An 18,384-nucleotide genomic window follows, 5' to 3' on the forward strand; every position below is an offset into this window, starting at 1 on the left:
TTGTTTGAGCAACGATATACTGATAGATATTCGGCGGCTTTCAGAGGGAGAGAAGAGTGGGGAAACATATTTCAATAACATTGGGTAATATCGAGCCTTTAGCTTATAAGTCACAGATTAAACCTGGGAAAATTGCTCTTGTTTGTGAAGGTGGTGGTCAGCGAGGTATTTTTACTGCCGGTGTTTTGGATGAATTTCTCCGTCTTGGTTTTAATCCGTTTGAACTGTTCCTTGGGACATCTGCGGGAGCGCAAAACCTTTCTGCCTATATTTGTGGTCAGAGGGGGTATGCACGCAAGGTAATCAACCGTTATACAACCGACCCCGCTTTTTTTAATCCATTGCGCTTTGTGCGCGGTGGACATTTGATCGATTTAGATTGGTATATTGATACCCTATCTGAGCAATTGCCCCTCAATATTTCTGTCGCAATGCGCCAGTTTGATGTTGGACGTGAATTTTACATGTGTGCTTGCCGCTCGGATAATTTTGAGCCGAGTTACTTGCATCCAGATGACAAAAATTGGATGGATATTGTCAAGGCCTCAAGCGCCATTCCGGGATTTTATCGTAACGGAGTGACGCTTGGTGATGTGGTTTATCAAGATGGTGGTATTTGTGATGCGATCCCCGTGCAGGAGGCCTATCGCCGAGGAGCGGATACTATCGTTGTGATTCGCACAGTGCCTTCACAGCTTTACTATACGCCTCAGTGGTTCAAGCGTATGGAGCGCTGGTTAGAGGTGAGTAGTTTGCAAAAAATGGTCAAGATGCTTAACCTTCATGCACACAGTTACCGTCGAACCCAGAAATTTATCGAAAATCCACCGGGTGATGTGCAAATCTTCGAAATTTACCCACCAGCACCATTGGCAACAATGGCTTTAGGCAGTCGGCTCAGTGCGCTAAATCAGGATTATCATTTAGGGCGGCGTTGTGGACGATATTTTCTGGCAACGATTGGGCATACTTTTGTTGAAGGAAAATTTGGGCATACAGAACGTAAAAGTTATGGGGTATGCCGTACAGGGTTAAGTTCTGATCGCAACTGTTTTCGGCGAAACCATTTCCTGAACAGCGGCAATCATTGCCCGCCAGCGGAGCCTCCTGCGCCAGAGGTGGTGGAGCCGTCAAGAACTCTCATGATAAATAAGTTGGACTAGATGCTTATTGATACACATTGCCATTTTGATTTCCCTCCTTTTGCTGGTGATGAAATAGCGAGCCTGCAACAAGCCAGACAAATGGGTGTAGAAAAAATTATCGTTCCCACAATAAGTCAAACAAACTTCCAGAGAGTTTCTGCGTTGGCTGAGGCTTACTCTCCGATTTATGCCGCATTTGGTTTGCATCCCCTCTATATTGCTGAACACCAAGAGGTTCATTTGAATGAGTTGGAGCAAAAACTAGAGGAAAAAGGGGCCAAATACGTGGCGGTAGGTGAAATCGGTCTTGACCTTTATATGCCAGATCCTCAGTTTGAAAAGCAGAAGAGCATGTTAGAAGTACAGCTAAAACTAGCGAAACAATATGATCTACCTGTGATCCTCCATTCCAGAAAAAGCCATGATCAATTGTCGGCAATCTTGAGAAAACATAAGTTACCGCGCACAGGGGTTATTCATGGTTTTGCAGGGAGTTTATCCCAGGCTCAAGCCTTTATTCGCCAGGGGTTTTACATTGGTGTCGGAGGGACAATTACCTACGACAGGGCACAAAAAACACGTAACACTATTGCACAATTACCTCTGTCATCTTTGGTATTGGAAACGGATGCACCTGATATGCCGTTATCGGGATTTCAGGGGCAACCAAATCGGCCAGAAAGAGTTGCACAAATTTTTTCCACATTGTGTGAGTTGCGTCGAGAGCCGTCAGATGAAATTGCCAATCAAATTTACCAAAATAGTATGATCCTATTTGCACTGAGTTGACTTATTATATATTAATAATGCTTAACTTGTATTTCTTGCTTGTTTATCCTGTTTTTTACCTTTTCCTCCGTTAAATTATCTAATCCCACCGAAATTAGATGGATTTATGTGATGTATATCTCATTTTTCATTTTTATATTACTTTTTGCGACATTAATTTGTGATGTTAGTTGCTTGTTCTTTTTTAGTCCTAGGTATAATCGCCCCACACACAATGTCAGTAGAATCTTATGGAATAACTGACATATTTTCTTATTATTTTTTAGTGAACAGGGATCCTTCCAATGCAACTCCTTATGAGCCTGGTCGGGATGGCAGTGCTGGTTTTTATCGCAGTACTCTTCTCCAGTAATTATCGAGCCATTAAAATCCGTACTGTCCTGGGCGCCTTTCTGATGCAGGTTGCCGTTGGGGCATTTGTACTTTACGTACCTGCCGGTAAAGACATTCTGGGGGGAATGTCAAAAGGCGTTTCCAACGTAATTGGATACGGGCAAAAAGGAACAGATTTTATTTTTGGCGGCCTGGTGTCCGACAAAATGTTTGAATTGTTCGGCGGCGGCGGTTTTGTTTTTGCCCTGCGTGTCCTGCCAGTCATTGTTTTCTTCTCATCACTCATTGCAGTGTTGTATTACATGGGCATTATGCAGATCGTCATCAAAATATTGGGTGGCGGATTGCAGAAGATATTGGGAACTTCACGGACTGAATCTTTGTCTGCGACTGCGAATATTTTCGTAGGTCAAACTGAGGCGCCTTTGGTTGTACGTCCGTACATTTCGACCATGACCCAGTCTGAGTTGTTCGCTGTGATGTGTGGTGGCCTGGCTTCTGTTGCCGGTTCTGTACTGGCGGGCTATGCATCTATGGGTGTTCCATTGGAATACCTGATTGCGGCTTCATTTATGGCTGCACCAGGTGGTTTGCTGTTTGCAAAATTGCTGGTGCCGGAAACAGAAAAGACTCACGATACGACTGATGCGATGTCGCTGATTGCGGCGGAAGATCGTCCTGCAAATATTATTGATGCTGCGGCATCGGGTGCTGCATCCGGTATGCAGTTAGCCCTGAATGTCGGCGCCATGCTGTTGGCATTCACCGCATTGATTGCTTTGCTGAACGGTATCTTAAGCGGTATCGGCGGCTGGTTTGATTATCCTCAATTATCGATGGAATTGGTTTTGGGTTGGGTTTTTGCACCAATCGCCTACCTGATCGGTATTCCGTGGAATGAGGCAACCATTGCGGGTTCTTTCATCGGGCAGAAATTAGTTGTCAATGAATTCGTGGCATTCATGAACTTTAGTGAATACCTGCCAGCAGATGATGTTGTTAAGGCGGCAGGTCTGCAAGTGCTTTCTGACCATACTAAAGCCATTATCTCTTTTGCTCTGTGTGGTTTCGCTAACTTGTCTTCTGTTGCGATCCTTCTGGGCGGCTTAGGTGGTATGGCACCAAATCGTCGCGGTGACATTGCTCGTTTCGGTTTGAAAGCCGTATTGGCGGGTTCACTCTCTAACTTGATGAGTGCAACAATTGCCGGATTCTTCCTCTCGTTGTAAGAAGCAGGAAGTCTATATCACATTGAATGCAGGTGAGATTTCTCACCTGCATTTGTTTTAAGTCTGTTGTCTGATTCAGTGACGATAATAATACCGTTGGAGAGTTTTATGACCGATTTAACTGCCGCCGCTCAGCAGGCGCTGAGTTTGATGGATTTAACTACACTTAATGATGATGATACCGATGAGAAAGTGGCAGCACTTTGTCGTCAGGCAAACAGTCCTGCCGGACAGACGGCCGCTATCTGTATCTACCCACGTTTTATCCCTATGGCACGTAAGGTATTACGCGAACAGGGAACCCCTGATATTCGCATTGCCACGGTGACTAATTTCCCGCATGGCAATGATGATATCGACATTGCACTGGCTGAAACTTGTGCTGCCATAGCTTATGGTGCTGATGAAGTGGATGTTGTTTTTCCTTATCGTGCATTGATGGCCGGTAATGAGCAGATTGGTTTTGATTTGGTAACAGCCTGCAAAACGGCCTGTGTTGAAGCAGGCGTCTGGCTAAAAGTCATCATTGAAACGGGTGAATTAAAAGAAGCCGCTTTGATTCGCAAGGCATCTGAAATTTCCATTCAGGCTGGAGCGGATTTCATCAAAACGTCAACCGGTAAGGTTCCGGTTAATGCGACGCTGGAAAGTGCCGAAATTATGCTGAGCGTGATCCGTGATATGGGGGTAGGTGATAACGTTGGTTTTAAACCGGCAGGTGGTGTGCGTACTGCCGAAGAAGCGGCACAATATTTGGCGTTGGCAGAACGTATTATGGGAAACAAATGGGTTGATTCCCGTCACTTCCGTTTCGGTGCTTCCAGTTTGTTGGGCAGTTTGCTGACGACTCTTGGCTACCAGAGTCAAAAACAGAGTAGTGGTTATTGAGATCAATAATGATTAATTGCACACACGCTAAGATAGTGTGCATGACTGCCATTCTTTTCAGATAATAATGATTGGGAGGTAGCTTTGTTTCTGGCACAGGAAATTATCCGCAAAAAACGTGATGGTCATCCATTGAATGAAGAAGAGATCCGCTTCTTTATTAACGGCGTCCGCGATAATACGGTTTCCGAAGGGCAGATTGCTGCACTGGCAATGACTATCTATTTCCATGACATGACGATGGATGAACGTGTCGCATTGACATTAGCGATGCGTGATTCTGGTACGGTTTTAGACTGGAAAAAATTGAATTTACCCGGCCCGATTGTCGATAAACACTCGACGGGCGGTGTGGGGGATGTCACTTCCCTGATGCTTGGCCCAATGGTGGCAGCTTGCGGGGGATATGTGCCGATGATATCGGGACGTGGCTTGGGGCATACCGGGGGAACGCTGGATAAATTAGAATCCATTCCCAATTTTGACATTTTCCCTGATGAGTACCGTTTCCGCGATATTATTCGAGATGTAGGTATTGCCATTATCGGCCAGACAAATTCGCTGGCACCTGCGGATAAACGCTTTTATGCGACGCGCGATATCACGGCGACCGTTGATTCTATCCCTTTGATTACCGCCTCTATCTTGGGCAAAAAATTAGCCGAAGGGCTGGATGCTTTAGTCATGGATGTGAAAGTGGGTTCTGGGGCATTTATGCCGACCTACGAACAATCGGAACAGCTGGCCGAAGCCATCGTTGAAGTCGCCAATGGTGCGGGATGTAAGACTACGGCACTATTGACGGATATGAATCAAGTTTTGGCATCCAGCGCGGGTAATGCTTTGGAAGTGCGTGAAGCTGTCCAATTCCTGACGGGGGAATACCGTAACCCGCGGTTACTTGAAGTCACCATGGCATTATCTGCTGAAATGCTAGTGTCAGGTAATTTAGCTATTGATCGTGACGATGCATACCATAAATTACAAGCAGCACTGGACAGTGGCAAGGCGGCGGAAACATTTGGTCGCATGGTGGCCGCACAGAAAGGGCCGACTGATTTTGTTGAAAATTACACCCGCTATCTCCCGACTGCGGAATTTGTCAAGCCAGTATTGGCTGGAGAGGTGTTAGCTGAACAGATGTTAGCGGGAAAAAATTGCATTGTTGCAGAAATGGATACCCGTGTCTTAGGAATGTCTGTTGTTGCATTGGGTGGAGGACGTCGTAAGGCAACAGATCCGATTAATTACAGTGTGGGGCTGAGCGATATCAGTGCGCTAGGCACAAATGTGAATGCGGATACTCCCTTGGCAATGATTCATGCTAACAGTGAGCATGACTGGCATGAAGCCGCAGAAGCAGTACGTAAGGCGTTTGTTTTTAAAGAAACAGTTTTTAAGGAAAGCGAGACACAAGCCACTACACCGATGGTTTATCGTTATATCCGTGGATAAACCGTACAAGCATTTAAATTGATTTTAATAGCTGGCAGTTTCCGCATTGATAGCGTGAATTGACGCAGGAGAAAATTATGAAACGTATATTCATCATGGTATTAGATTCCTTTGGTATCGGTGCAACTGCTGATGCTGAAAAGTTTGGTGACAAGGGATCTAACACCTTGGGTCATATAGCAGAACGCTGTGCCCGTGGTGAGGCTGATATTGGCCGTAAGGGACCGCTACATTTGCCAAACCTGAGCCGTCTGGGATTGGGTAAGGCAGCAGAAGAGTCTTGCGGCACGTTCCCGATTGGCCTGGATAAAGATGCCGAAATTATTGGCGCTTATGGTTACGCGAGTGAGCTTTCTTCTGGTAAAGACACGCCATCAGGACATTGGGAAATTGCAGGCGTTCCGGTTCTGTTTGACTGGGGTTATTTCCGTGACGAAGAAAACAGCTTCCCACAGGCATTGCTGGATAAACTGGTCGAACGTGCAAATCTGCCTGGTTATCTGGGTAACTGTCACTCTTCCGGTACCGTGATTCTGGACAAGTTGGGTGAAGAGCACATGAAAACCGGTAAACCGATTTTTTATACCTCTGCGGATTCTGTTTTCCAGATTGCGTGCCATGAAGAGACATTTGGCCTGGATCGTCTGTATGAGCTGTGTGAAATCGCGCGTGAAGAGTTGAATATTGGCGATTATAACATTGGTCGCGTTATTGCCCGTCCATTTGTAGGGGATAAAGCCGGAAGTTTCCAACGTACTGGCAACCGTCATGATTTGGCCGTTGAGCCACCAGCGCCAACCGTCTTGAAAAAACTCCTTGATGAAAAGCAAGGTGAAGTGGTTTCCATTGGCAAAATTGCAGATATTTACGCGAATGTCGGGATCACCAAAAAGGTCAAGGCGACAGGTATTGATGCTCTGTTTGATGCTTCGCTAATTGAAATGGAGCAGGCGGGAGATAACACCATCGTATTTACCAACTTTGTTGATTTTGACTCTTCCTACGGTCACCGCCGTGATGTCGCCGGTTACGCGGCAGCACTAGAGCTGTTTGACCGTCGTTTGCCAGAAATGCTGAAATTAGTTAAAGAAGACGACATTCTGATCTTCACCGCTGACCATGGTTGTGACCCAACTTGGGCGGGAACCGATCATACCCGTGAACATGTCCCGGTTCTGGTTTACGGACCTAAAGTTAAACCAGGTTCATTAGGCCATCGTGAAACGTTCGCTGATATGGGTCAGACAGTAGCAAAATACTTCGATCTGACTCCAATGGATTACGGTAAAGCGATGTTTTAAGTTTTGACGGAGACCTATAGGTCTTCCCATTTTTATCTATTTTGATACGCAATAAAAACAAGGAAATAAATTTATGGCCACCCCACATATTAATGCTGAGATGGGCGATTTTGCTGATGTTGTTTTGATGCCTGGTGATCCACTGCGCGCAAAATACATTGCGGAAACTTTTCTGGAAGATGCTCGTCAGGTTAACAATGTTCGCGGTATGCTGGGTTTCACCGGTACTTATAAAGGCCGCCGCATCTCTGTTATGGGGCATGGAATGGGTATCCCATCCTGCTCTATTTATGCCAAAGAGCTGATCACTGAATTTGGTGTTAAAAAAATCATCCGTATCGGTTCCTGTGGCGCAGTCAGCAAAGACGTTAAAATCCGTGATGTTGTGATCGGTATGGGTGCATGTACTGATTCCAAAGTAAACCGCATGCGTTTTAAAGATCACGACTTCGCCGCTATTGCTGACTTTGATCTGGTGCGTAATGCAGTGGATGCGGCGAAGGCAAAGGATGTCAATGTGCGTGTTGGTAATATCTTCTCTGTGGATCTGTTTTATTCGCCAGATCCTCAAATGTTCGACGTAATGGAAAAATACGGCATTCTGGGTGTTGAAATGGAAGCCGCGGGTATTTACGGTGTGGCTGCTGAATTTGGGGCAAAAGCGTTGACGATTTGTACTGTGTCTGACCATATTCGTACTGGTGAAAAAACCACTGCTGAAGAGCGCCAAAATACATTTAATGACATGATTGAGATTGCGCTTGAATCCATCCTGATGGGTGACAATTAAAAAAGCGTAAATAGTTTTAGTCTTTCATTAAAGAATTACAGGCCCTTTCCATTATTGGAAAGGGTTTTTTTTATAAATTACAGGCCAATTGATACCTATTATTGAGAATAGTTTTTAGCGATTTATTTAATAGGTATTTCCTTTGTTTTAATTTTTCTGAAAAGCGAATGAAAATTAATTGCCTTAACAATATTTGAACGGTTTTTTTAAGTGATATTTTCAATTAACAATTAGCTTGATAATTATGTTGCTTAGATAAATATCATGATTTTATATTGACGTTCCCGATAATCATGACAATAAAAACCAAATGTTATGGTGATAACGGGATAATAAAATGCACATGTCTTTCAGGAAGATAAAACAGAGCAATAAAACAACGCCAATTAAGATACTAAATTACTAAACATTGTTCGATATAACTCAGGGGAATAACCTAAAATTGAAAAATAATTAGTAAAATATACTACTCATTATCCGTACTTTTTGGCAAAAATTCATATTTCATATGATGTTAAGGATCATAAGTAGATTTATCGGCTGAAATTTGACTTAAGATTTATTATGTACAATGATATTGCCGGTTTGGTTTATTTTGACTGGGTATGATTTCTGTCAAAAAACTAAATAATCATTTGCCTAAGTGTCAGAAATTAATTTCTGGGCTTCGGCTTCCCTTTGGTTATGAATATCTATTTTTTGATTTAAGGAATAAGTTAAATTATGAAACTTAACAAATTGGCAATGGTTTTAGGTTTTGGTGTGGCTTTAGCTGCTGGCGCCGCAAGTGCGACTAACCAAGGTAGTGGTACAGTTAAATTCAGAGGTTCTATCATTGATGCGCCTTGCTCAATCAAAAACACCAATGTTGAAGTTGATCTGGGTGCCGTTTCTAGTCAGGTTCTGGACAAGGACGGCCGTTCAGCGTCTAAGGCTTTCAAAATTGAATTAGAAGGTTGTAATACTGAAACTAAAAAGAGCGTGAAAACTACCTTTACTGGCCCAGAAGCGAGTGAGAAAGGTTTGTTAGCTATCGAAGGTACAGCACAAGGTGCAGCAATCGCAATCACTAACCACGGTAACAAAGTGATTCCTTTGGGGACAGAATCAGACGCAATGTCTCTGCATGATGGCAACAACGACCTGAATTTCGCAGCACATCTGAAAGGTCTGACAGGTCAGGCTGGAGAAGAAGGTGCAACTCCTGTGAAAGTTAAAGTTGTACCAGGTGATTTCACTGCGATCGCAAACTTTACTTTAAACTACCTGTAATATTGCAAGCAATTTGATATTTTTTAGTGCTTGAATGTCAGGAAATTCATTTTACCTGTTAACTTTGACTTTCCTGATAATATATCTAGGGTATTTCTGGGATATAACGTGTAAGTAAGCTATAACTACAATATTCTGTAACAAGATCTATTTTATTGATGTAAATCAATATGACTAACGATTGAGTAAGCAGATTGAGTTATAAACAAAATGATCCCTATAGCGGTAAATTGAAATACCCTTTTTATTTAACTATCCCCGGTATCGGTCAGGGCCCTCAATTGAGATCGATGAACTTTAATGACGCCATGTATGAGGTAAGAACCCCTGTGCGCTTACAGACTTGGTCATGCCAGACAGCGGCTAATTTCAAATTGGATGATTAACGATTCATTGTTCAGAGGATGCTATGGCTTTGTTTGCATATTCTATGAATCATGATTTTTTATCTGATAATAGAAAAATAATCAGTAATAAAAAGACAAACAGTAATAGAAAAAATACCTTTACTAGAAATAAAGTGATTAATCAAAAAAGAATAGCGAATAAAATAAAAACAGAGCACTTACTATTTGGAATTAATCCTCTTTTTGCTCTTATACTGTTTGCATTGTCTGGCATTCAAGTTACTCATTCCAGGCCATCAATTGAATTCAATATTGGTGCACTGGATGTCAATGAACGTGCCAATATTGATTTGGATAAATTTGCCCGTGCAGGTTACATCATGCCGGGTAACTATATGATGGGTGTTCGGATGAATCAGCATGAACTTTCGGATACCTATTCTATCGATTTCATTGCACCGCCTGATGAACCAACAGGTAGTGAAGCTTGTATATCCCCTGAATTGGTGAAACAAATCGCACTGAAACAACAGTGGGTAGAAAAATTAGGTTGGCAGAATGAAGGTCAATGTCTTGATCTCAATACGTTGCCAGGTACGTCAGCCAGAGGTGATCTCGCTACTTATACGCTTTATTTAATCATACCTAAAGTTTACCTGGAATATGACTTACCAGACTGGGACCCTCCTGCTCGCTGGGATAATGGGATATCCGGGTTACTGTTTGATTATAACGTTAACGCACAAACCTCTAAACCTGCTCACGGGAGTCGTAGCCAACAAATAAGCGCTATCGGAACAGCGGGCATGAATGTAGGGGAGTGGCGTTTTCGGGCTGATTGGCAGGCCAGGTATAACCGTTTCAAAAACCAGGGTATTGATAAATTAGACTCTTCTGGTGGAAGAGAACGTGATTGGGATTGGAGCCGTTACTACATGTATCGTGCGATCCCTCGTCTGGAAGCGAAATTGACATTAGGTGAGGATTACCTCAATTCCAGTATTTTCGATAGCTTCCGCTATACGGGTGTCAGTTTGGTGACTGATGAAAATATGTTGCCCCCGAATTTACGTGGATATGCGCCTGAAGTCACAGGTGTTGCACGGACTAATGCCAAGGTAACGGTTAGACAACAGGGGAGAGTGCTGTATGAAACTCAGGTCGCTTCTGGCCCATTCCGTATTCAGGATCTGAGTGATGCGGTGGTAGGAACGCTGGATGTCAGAGTCGAAGAGCAAGACGGTGGTGTGCAAGAGTTTCAGGTTAATACTGCGACGATCCCTTATCTGACCCGCCCCGGACGAGTTCAGTACAAATTTGTTGGTGGTCAATCCACGAATGATAAGCACCGTCGTGAAGGGCCTGCGTTCGGCCTGGGTGAATTCTCGTGGGGAATTAACAACGGTTGGTCGCTGTATGGCGGTCTCTTAGCCGCGGGAGATTATAACGCCTTGTCACTGGGGATCGGCCGCGACTTGATGATGTTTGGTGCACTGTCGTTTGATGTGACGGAATCAAGGGCAAGATTACCGGGAGAAAACAAAACCCTTACTGGTGGATCTTATCGTTTCAGTTATTCGAAACGTTTTGATCAATATAACAGTCAGGTGACGTTTGCTGGATATCGTTTCTCTGAGCGCAATTTCATGAATATGGGGCAGTATATCGATCGCCGCTATCGCAACATTTCTTCTAATAGCGGTAAGGAGATGTATACCATTACCTTCAACAAACAATTTATAGATATTGGTTTAAGTGCCTATCTTAACTATAGCCATCAAACTTACTGGAATCGGCCAACAAACGATCGCTATAACATTTCTTTATCCAAGTATTTTGATATTGGGCGTTATAAAAATATCAGCGTCAATCTGTCAGCCTATCGTAACAATTTTGACAATAAAAAAGATGACGGCATGTATCTGAATCTTTCTATCCCGTGGGGAGAAAGTGGCACTGTCAGTTACAACGGGTTGGTTAATCGTCAGGGCAATGCTCATACAGTGGGTTATTTTGACCGTATTGATGATCGCAATAACTATCGTGTTTCAATGGGGACGAGTATCGATGGCAGGGCATCCGTTGACGGTTATTACAACCATTATGGTGACCAGACGTTGCTTACTGCCAGTGCCAGTTATCGGGATGGTGGTAATACTACGGCAGCCCTTGGCCTGCAAGGTGGGGTGACTATAACGGCAAAAGGAGCTGCACTGCACCGTACTAATATGCCTGGCGCGACGCGCTTGATGGTAGATACAGAAGGGGTTAGCAATGTGCCTATTCGGGGATTTGGTTCAGCAGTGTATACCAACTACTTTGGTAAGGCTGTGTTGGCCGATGTGAATAACTACTATCGCAACAGGGCAAATATTGACTTAGATAACTTACCTGATGATGTAGAAGCACTGCGTTCTGTTCAGCAAGCAACATTAACGGAAGGCGCAATTGGTTATCGTAAATTCCAAGTGATATCGGGAACTAAGGCGATGACCATTATCCGGTTACCTGACGGTTCATTCCCACCTTTTGGTGCATCTGTCTTGAATTCTGCCCAGCGTGAAATCGGGATTGTCAGTGATGATGGATATGCTTATCTGAGCGGAATAAATCAGGGTGAAAAACTGCAAGTGCATTGGGATGGACAAGCTCAGTGCGAGAGTACAGTGCCAGATGAAATGACGTCCGAGCCATTAACTTCACTTTTGCTACCTTGCCAGTTTTTAACAAGTGATGATAAGTAAATTGTAATGAAACGATCTGAAAAATCGTTATTTAATAGAGTATTATGTTTATTTGACTTGAAAAATGTGGCGATGAGCTAGTGCAGTAAATATAAACATGAATCTCTTTTGAGCTTGAGTAAATAACACTATGAAACTGAAAAATATTCTAATGATAACCGCTATGACGGTAAGTTGTTTGATGCCAATTCATCAGGCAACAGCAGCGATAGCGCTAGATCGCACTCGCGTGATTTTTAATGGAAATATGAAATCCGTCAGCTTGAACATTGAAAATCAGCATCTTGATTTGCCTTATCTGGCACAGGCATGGATTGAAGATGACAAGGGAAATAAGATCAATGGCCCGATTGTCGTTGTCCCGCCAGTACAGCGTGTTGAAGCTGGAGCGAAGAGCCAAGTCAAAATTCAAACACTGCCAGCGATAGCCCAATTGCCACAAGATCGGGAAAGTTTGTTCTATTTCAACTTACGCGAAATTCCACCACGCAGTGAAAAATCCAACGTGCTGCAAATTGCCTTGCAGACACGCGTCAAGCTGTTCTATCGCCCGGAGGCTGTGATTGCACGCCGTATTGATCTTGATAATCCCTGGCAGGAAAAACTCACCTTAACCCGCGAAGGCAATCAATATGTGGTGAATAACCCAACACCTTATTACATCACTATTTCAGAAGCATCAAATAAGGTGAACGGTAAAAGTGTAGAGGGGTTTAAGCCTCTGATGTTGGCTCCCAGAAGCAATGAAAAACTTGGAGGAAGCGCTAACTCATTAGGTAATACGCCAGTACTGACCTATGTCAATGATTATGGTGGACGTCCACAGTTAACATTCAACTGTAGTGGCAATCCCTGCGCAGTGACAAAAGTTGTTACTGATGGAAACTGATTAAATTGCATAGATGATGTTCCATCAATCAAGGCATTGGCGGGGCATCAATACTAAATTAGCCGAAATACGATGCGTTTTTTCGGTAATTAGTTGGATAAATGTAGGGTAAATAATAATGAATCCGTTAAGTATCAGATTATCCAAATATGTATTGCCAATGCTGTTTCTTTTCGGCATGGGTAGTCATCAAAGTGCCTATGCACAAGATAATCTGCGTCAGGATGTCAGAATTACGCTAACTGTACTTGCTCCTACTTGTTCGATTAAGACAGAAGATCAAAATATAGAAGTGGATTTTGGAAATATTCTTAACAGTGATCTTTATCTGAAACATCGTACAAAGGGCGAACTATTTTATCTGTATTTAGAAGACTGTGATCCTCAAATGATAAAGCGCCTAAAAATCAAATTCTTGGGCGAGCCAAGCGAAGAGTTACCGGGGCTGTTGGCAATGAGATCTAACAGCCGTCTTCACGGTGTTGCCATTGGTATGGAAAAAATTGATGGTACGCCGATGCCGTTTAATAAATCCCATGAATTCCCGTTATTAGCGAATAAAAAAGAGAATGTGATTCCATTCCGGGCATACATACAAGCAGCCCCCCGTGCTATTCAAGAGAAAAATATTGGTTTTGGTCCATTTACTGCTGTCGCGACTTTTGAAGTTAATTACGACTAGTCATGCTGACTGGTTTTTCATCCACGATCTTTAGTTAGAGTTTGATGTTATTGGAAAATAAGTTATGCGCCATATTAAGAAATCGTTGTTGAAGCTAGCAGCCTTGTTGTTTTTGGTCAGTACCACGCATGTTTATGGCGGGGCTTTTGTTATGCCGGTGAATACATTTCCGTCAGGTAACCAGGCTATCACAACTATGGAAATCGCTGCATGGACAGAGGAAGAAGGGATACCGAATCCTTGCTATGGAAATGCCAACTGCTATGTTGGCCCAGATGTGAAGTATAAAAATGGGCATTGGCCAGGAATGCAGGGTTCCTGTGAAGGGGCAAGAGTATGCTTGAATGATGCCAATAAATACCCGACAACTGCCGATGTTATGCGAGCCTATAAACATAAATTTGGCATTCCTAAACAGGTTACATTTACCATCATGACCACAGAGGCGGATTGTATCGGTTTGTTTTATACAACAAAGATAGATCCAGGATACGGTCAGGCTCAACAATTTCCCAATTCTACTTGCAACAAAATGCCTCCTCTAAATCAACGTTGTGAAATCCATTTACCTTCTGAAATTGCTTATGGGGAATTAACCGCTACAGAAGTGAATAATGCGACCCGCACAATTGACGGTACATTGAAATGTGCTGTTAGCAGTAACAAAATTATGTTGCATGCCAGATCAGCGCATAATGAAGAAAAAGTTTATCTCGATTCTGATAAGCAAATATATTCGACGTTACAGATTAATCAAAAAAATGCAGCAAATGGAGTGAATGTCACTACTGATGGGAAGAATGTTGCCACGCCTTTCACACTGACGTCAGTATTGCACACACTAACACCACCGAAAGCCGGAAAATATGAAGGTACCGCAATAGTTTATTTAACTTATTTATAAATTGAGAGTAAAGAGATTATGCAAGTCAGTATGCTGGTAGGAAAAAGAATCCAAATGAAAAGAAAAGAAATTGGAGTGACAGCAGCAGAGCTGGCAGACAAAATTGGAGTGAGTCATCAGCAATTGTCACGTTATGAACGCGGAACCAATAAAATCAGTCTGGAGCATTTGGTCGCTATTTCTATTGCCCTGGAAACGCCCGTAAACTGGTTTTTAGAGGATTGTTTTGCCCCCCCTAAGGTTCATATGAATAATCAATATACGTGTGTAGCAGAAACCATATTGGGTTTGTAACACGCGCTTATATTGATAGTAGCCATTCCAATTCAGGAATGGCTTTGTTTTTTACCGCCCAAAATGGCGGTATCTTATTTGGCAGGGTTATTTAGCAATCTTAGCATGCATTTCTTGTACAGAAATAACCTGCTCAGTAGGATCAGCGCTAAGTGCCATCGTGGTTGCAAAGCCGCCATTCAGGGTTGTGTCATAGTGCACTTTATATTGTAGTGCGCTGCGACGCAGCAGTTTTGAATCCTCAATCGCTTGGCGACCTGCGGTGGTATTAACAATATAGTCATATTCACCATTTTTGATTCTGTCCTGAATATGCGGACGTCCTTCATGAACTTTATTCACCAAACGCGGGTTGATCCCTGCTTCACCCAATACAACCGCTGTACCGTGTGTCGCATCCAGTTCAAAGCCATGTTTAAGTAATTTAGCGGCCAAATCAACAACCCGCTCTTTATCACCTTCGCGTACAGACAGTAGTGCCCGGCCTTTCTTACGCAGGGTGGAATTACTGCCCAACATGGCTTTTGAAAAAGCTTCGGCAAAGGTCCGGCCAACTCCCATTACTTCACCGGTAGAACGCATTTCAGGCCCCAGAATGGGGTCAACGCCAGGGAATTTATTGAATGGCAGTACCACTTCTTTTACGGAATAGTAAGGTGGAATGATCTCTTCAATTGTACCTTGCTCAAGCAGGGACTGGCCTGCCATCACACGTGCCGCTATTTTTGCCAGCGGCATACCCGTTGCCTTGGAAACAAACGGTACGGTACGTGCTGCGCGTGGGTTCACTTCAATCAGGTAGACTTCATTGTCTTTCACCGCAAACTGGACATTCATCAGACCGCGAACACGCAGTTCAAAGGCCAGTTTTTCAACTTGCTGGCGCATAACATCCTGAATTTCTTTGCTCAAGGTATAAGCTGGCAAAGAACAGGCGGAGTCACCGGAATGAACGCCCGCTTGCTCGATATGTTCCATAATGCCGCCAATCAGGACACGTTCACCATCACAGATAGCATCCACATCAACTTCAACAGCATCATCAAGGAAGCGATCCAGCAGGACTGGCGCATCGTTGGATACGCTAACCGCAGTCTGGAAGTAACGGCGCAAGTCTGACTCGTCGTATACGATTTCCATTGCACGCCCACCCAGTACATACGACGGGCGAACGACCAGCGGGTAACCAATCTCATTACCTTTTTCAACCGCTTGCTCGATAGTGGATACTGTGGCATTGGCGGGTTGTTTCAGGCCAAGACGGTTAACCGCTTGCTGGAAACGTTCACGGTCTTCTGCACGATCAATGGCATCAGGGCTGGTGCCGATAACAGGGACACCGGCGGCTTCCAGTTCACGGGCCAGTTTCAATGGCGTCTGGCCGCCATACTGGACGATAACACCTTTGGGTTGTTCAACACGCACGATTTCCAGTACGTCTTCCAGTGTGACGGGTTCAAAGTAAAGACGATCGGACGTGTCGTAATCAGTAGAAACCGTTTCTGGGTTACAGTTCACCATGATGGTTTCAAAACCGTCTTCACGTAGAGCCAGTGCAGCATGTACGCAGCAGTAATCGAATTCAATGCCTTGCCCGATGCGGTTAGGACCACCACCCAATACCATGATTTTCGGTTTATCATTGTTCGGATTGGCTTCACATTCGTCTTCGTATGTGGAGTACATGTACGCAGTATCGGTAGAAAATTCTGCCGCACAGGTGTCAACACGCTTATAAACTGGATATAAGTTGTAGTCATGACGTAGCTTACGGATCTCTTTACCAGAGACGCCTACCAGTTTCGCCAGGCGCTCATCAGCAAAACCTTTGCGTTTCAGATGACGCAAGAAATCAGGAGTCAGGCCGTTAATACCTTGTTCTGCAACTTGTTCTTCCAGACGAATCAACTCTTCAATTTGCACCAGGAACCAGCGGTCGATATTGGTCAGGTTGAAAAGTCCATCAACAGACATGCCAGCGCGGAAAGCATCGGCGATATACCAAATGCGCTCAGCGCCAGCGTCTTTCAATTCACTACGGATTTTGGTCAGGGATTGTGGATCATCCAGATTAACTTTAGGATCAAATCCGGTCGCACCGACTTCCAGACCGCGCAGAGCTTTCTGCATGGACTCCTGGAAAGTACGGCCAATCGCCATCACTTCACCCACAGATTTCATCTGGGTGGTTAGGCGGTCATTGCAGCCGGCAAATTTCTCAAAGTTGAAGCGAGGAATTTTCGTCACAACATAATCGATGGAAGGTTCGAAAGACGCAGGAGTGCGTCCGCCTGTGATGTCGTTCATCAATTCATCAAGGGTATAACCGACCGCCAGTTTTGCGGCGATTTTTGCGATCGGGAAACCTGTTGCCTTGGAAGCCAATGCTGATGAACGAGAGACACGTGGGTTCATTTCAATAACGATCAGGCGGCCATTTTTCGGGTTCACTGCAAACTGAACGTTTGAACCACCGGTTTCTACGCCAATTTCACGCAATACCGCCATCGAAGCGTTACGCATGATTTGGTATTCTTTGTCGGTCAGTGTCTGTGCTGGCGCTACGGTGATGGAGTCACCGGTATGGATACCCATTGGATCGAAGTTTTCAATGGAGCAGATGATAATGCAGTTATCGTTTTTATCCCGCACGACTTCCATCTCATACTCTTTCCAGCCAATCAGGGATTCATCGATCAGCAATTCATTGGTTGGAGAGAGGTCTAAGCCGCGTTCGCAGATTTCTTCGAACTCTTCACGGTTGTAGGCGATACCGCCACCGCTTCCACCCATGGTAAAAGAGGGGCGGATAATACAAGGGAAACCGACTTCTTCGGCTACCGCCAGCGCTTCTTCCATCGTGTGGGCAATGCCAGAACGCGCGGTGTCCAGGCCGATTTTTTTCATCGCCTTGTCAAAACGCTGGCGATCTTCTGCTTTATCAATGGCATCAGCGGTCGCACCAATCATGGTGACGCCAAATTCTGTCAGTACACCTTGGCGCTCCAGCTCCAATGCACAGTTTAATGCTGTTTGCCCACCCATTGTTGGCAGGATGGCATCCGGGCGTTCTTTTTCAATGAGTTTGCGTACCACTTCCCAATGGATCGGCTCGATATAAGTCGCGTCAGCCATTTCAGGATCGGTCATTATCGTTGCTGGGTTTGAGTTTACCAGAATGACACGATAACCTTCTTCTCGTAGCGCCTTACAAGCCTGTGCGCCAGAGTAGTCAAATTCACAAGCCTGGCCGATAACAATGGGGCCAGCACCTAAGATCAGGATACTTTTAATATCAGTACGTTTTGCCATTTTTCTTCTT

General features: G+C 44.2%; 14 protein-coding genes. 13 read left to right on the plus strand and 1 reads right to left on the minus strand.

Going from position 1 to position 18,384, the window contains the following annotated elements:
- Positions 1 to 56 precede the first annotated feature (56 nt).
- From IQ209_RS08745 to IQ209_RS08805, 13 genes are all read left to right on the plus strand, one after another.
- Positions 57 to 1,163 (plus strand): DUF6363 domain-containing protein, encoded by a 1,107-nt coding sequence (locus tag IQ209_RS08745; RefSeq protein ID WP_193850913.1) that lies wholly within the window; start codon positions 57 to 59, stop codon positions 1,161 to 1,163.
- Positions 1,164 to 1,934 carry a TatD family hydrolase gene (locus tag IQ209_RS08750; protein WP_193850916.1) on the plus strand — a complete coding sequence of 257 codons (771 nt, stop codon included), beginning with the start codon at positions 1,164 to 1,166 and terminating at the stop codon, positions 1,932 to 1,934.
- Positions 1,935 to 2,230: 296 nt separating this feature from the next.
- Positions 2,231 to 3,496 (plus strand): NupC/NupG family nucleoside CNT transporter, encoded by a 1,266-nt coding sequence (locus tag IQ209_RS08755; RefSeq protein ID WP_193850997.1) that lies wholly within the window; start codon positions 2,231 to 2,233, stop codon positions 3,494 to 3,496.
- A 108-nt stretch (positions 3,497 to 3,604) separates the two neighbouring features.
- Complete coding sequence (deoC, locus tag IQ209_RS08760) at positions 3,605 to 4,384, plus strand: deoxyribose-phosphate aldolase (RefSeq protein WP_193850919.1); 780 nt, start codon at positions 3,605 to 3,607, stop codon at positions 4,382 to 4,384.
- Between the two features lie 84 nt (positions 4,385 to 4,468).
- Positions 4,469 to 5,839 (plus strand): thymidine phosphorylase, encoded by a 1,371-nt coding sequence (gene deoA / locus IQ209_RS08765; RefSeq protein WP_193850922.1) that lies wholly within the window; start codon positions 4,469 to 4,471, stop codon positions 5,837 to 5,839.
- Positions 5,840 to 5,916: 77 nt separating this feature from the next.
- Positions 5,917 to 7,140, plus strand: a complete 1,224-nt coding sequence (gene deoB, locus IQ209_RS08770) for a phosphopentomutase (RefSeq protein WP_193850924.1) — start codon at positions 5,917 to 5,919, stop codon at positions 7,138 to 7,140.
- 73 nt (positions 7,141 to 7,213) lie between these two features.
- Positions 7,214 to 7,930 (plus strand): purine-nucleoside phosphorylase, encoded by a 717-nt coding sequence (deoD, locus tag IQ209_RS08775; RefSeq protein WP_193850927.1) that lies wholly within the window; start codon positions 7,214 to 7,216, stop codon positions 7,928 to 7,930.
- A 723-nt stretch (positions 7,931 to 8,653) separates the two neighbouring features.
- On the plus strand, positions 8,654 to 9,202 hold the full coding sequence (locus IQ209_RS08780; protein ID WP_193850929.1) for a fimbrial protein: 549 nt from the start codon (positions 8,654 to 8,656) through the stop codon (positions 9,200 to 9,202).
- Between the two features lie 430 nt (positions 9,203 to 9,632).
- Positions 9,633 to 12,293, plus strand: a complete 2,661-nt coding sequence (locus IQ209_RS08785) for an outer membrane usher protein (protein WP_228005799.1) — start codon at positions 9,633 to 9,635, stop codon at positions 12,291 to 12,293.
- 130 nt (positions 12,294 to 12,423) lie between these two features.
- Positions 12,424 to 13,182 (plus strand): fimbria/pilus periplasmic chaperone, encoded by a 759-nt coding sequence (locus IQ209_RS08790; RefSeq protein WP_193850932.1) that lies wholly within the window; start codon positions 12,424 to 12,426, stop codon positions 13,180 to 13,182.
- A 118-nt stretch (positions 13,183 to 13,300) separates the two neighbouring features.
- Positions 13,301 to 13,864: a fimbrial protein gene (locus tag IQ209_RS08795; protein ID WP_193850934.1), complete on the plus strand. Its 564-nt coding sequence runs from the start codon at positions 13,301 to 13,303 to the stop codon at positions 13,862 to 13,864.
- Positions 13,865 to 13,928: 64 nt separating this feature from the next.
- On the plus strand, positions 13,929 to 14,768 hold the full coding sequence (locus tag IQ209_RS08800; RefSeq protein ID WP_193850936.1) for a pilus assembly protein: 840 nt from the start codon (positions 13,929 to 13,931) through the stop codon (positions 14,766 to 14,768).
- Positions 14,769 to 14,798: 30 nt separating this feature from the next.
- The gene (locus IQ209_RS08805; RefSeq protein ID WP_339378864.1) at positions 14,799 to 15,062 is read left to right on the plus strand and encodes a helix-turn-helix transcriptional regulator; all 264 of its coding nucleotides are present in this window, start codon (positions 14,799 to 14,801) and stop codon (positions 15,060 to 15,062) included.
- Between the two features lie 87 nt (positions 15,063 to 15,149).
- On the opposite strand, the gene carB is transcribed toward IQ209_RS08805, so the two are convergent.
- A complete protein-coding gene (gene carB, locus IQ209_RS08810) occupies positions 15,150 to 18,374 on the minus strand; it encodes a carbamoyl-phosphate synthase large subunit (protein WP_193850940.1) in 3,225 nt (1,074 codons plus the stop codon).
- Between the last annotated feature and the right edge of the window lie 10 nt (positions 18,375 to 18,384).

This window comes from Xenorhabdus sp. BG5, assembly GCF_015163665.1.
In the GTDB taxonomy this organism is placed as follows: domain Bacteria; phylum Pseudomonadota; class Gammaproteobacteria; order Enterobacterales; family Enterobacteriaceae; genus Xenorhabdus.

Coding starts and splice junctions, on each gene's coding strand:
- IQ209_RS08750 (WP_193850916.1), top strand. CDS start 1,164: ATGCTTATTGATACACATTGCCATTTTGATTTCCCTCCTTTTGCTGGT.
- IQ209_RS08755 (WP_193850997.1), top strand. CDS start 2,231: ATGAGCCTGGTCGGGATGGCAGTGCTGGTTTTTATCGCAGTACTCTTC.
- deoC (WP_193850919.1), top strand. CDS start 3,605: ATGACCGATTTAACTGCCGCCGCTCAGCAGGCGCTGAGTTTGATGGAT.
- deoB (WP_193850924.1), top strand. CDS start 5,917: ATGAAACGTATATTCATCATGGTATTAGATTCCTTTGGTATCGGTGCA.
- deoD (WP_193850927.1), top strand. CDS start 7,214: ATGGCCACCCCACATATTAATGCTGAGATGGGCGATTTTGCTGATGTT.
- IQ209_RS08780 (WP_193850929.1), top strand. CDS start 8,654: ATGAAACTTAACAAATTGGCAATGGTTTTAGGTTTTGGTGTGGCTTTA.
- IQ209_RS08785 (WP_228005799.1), top strand. CDS start 9,633: ATGAATCATGATTTTTTATCTGATAATAGAAAAATAATCAGTAATAAA.
- IQ209_RS08790 (WP_193850932.1), top strand. CDS start 12,424: ATGAAACTGAAAAATATTCTAATGATAACCGCTATGACGGTAAGTTGT.
- IQ209_RS08795 (WP_193850934.1), top strand. CDS start 13,301: ATGAATCCGTTAAGTATCAGATTATCCAAATATGTATTGCCAATGCTG.
- IQ209_RS08800 (WP_193850936.1), top strand. CDS start 13,929: ATGCGCCATATTAAGAAATCGTTGTTGAAGCTAGCAGCCTTGTTGTTT.
- IQ209_RS08805 (WP_339378864.1), top strand. CDS start 14,799: ATGCTGGTAGGAAAAAGAATCCAAATGAAAAGAAAAGAAATTGGAGTG.
- carB (WP_193850940.1), bottom strand. CDS start 18,374: ATGGCAAAACGTACTGATATTAAAAGTATCCTGATCTTAGGTGCTGGC.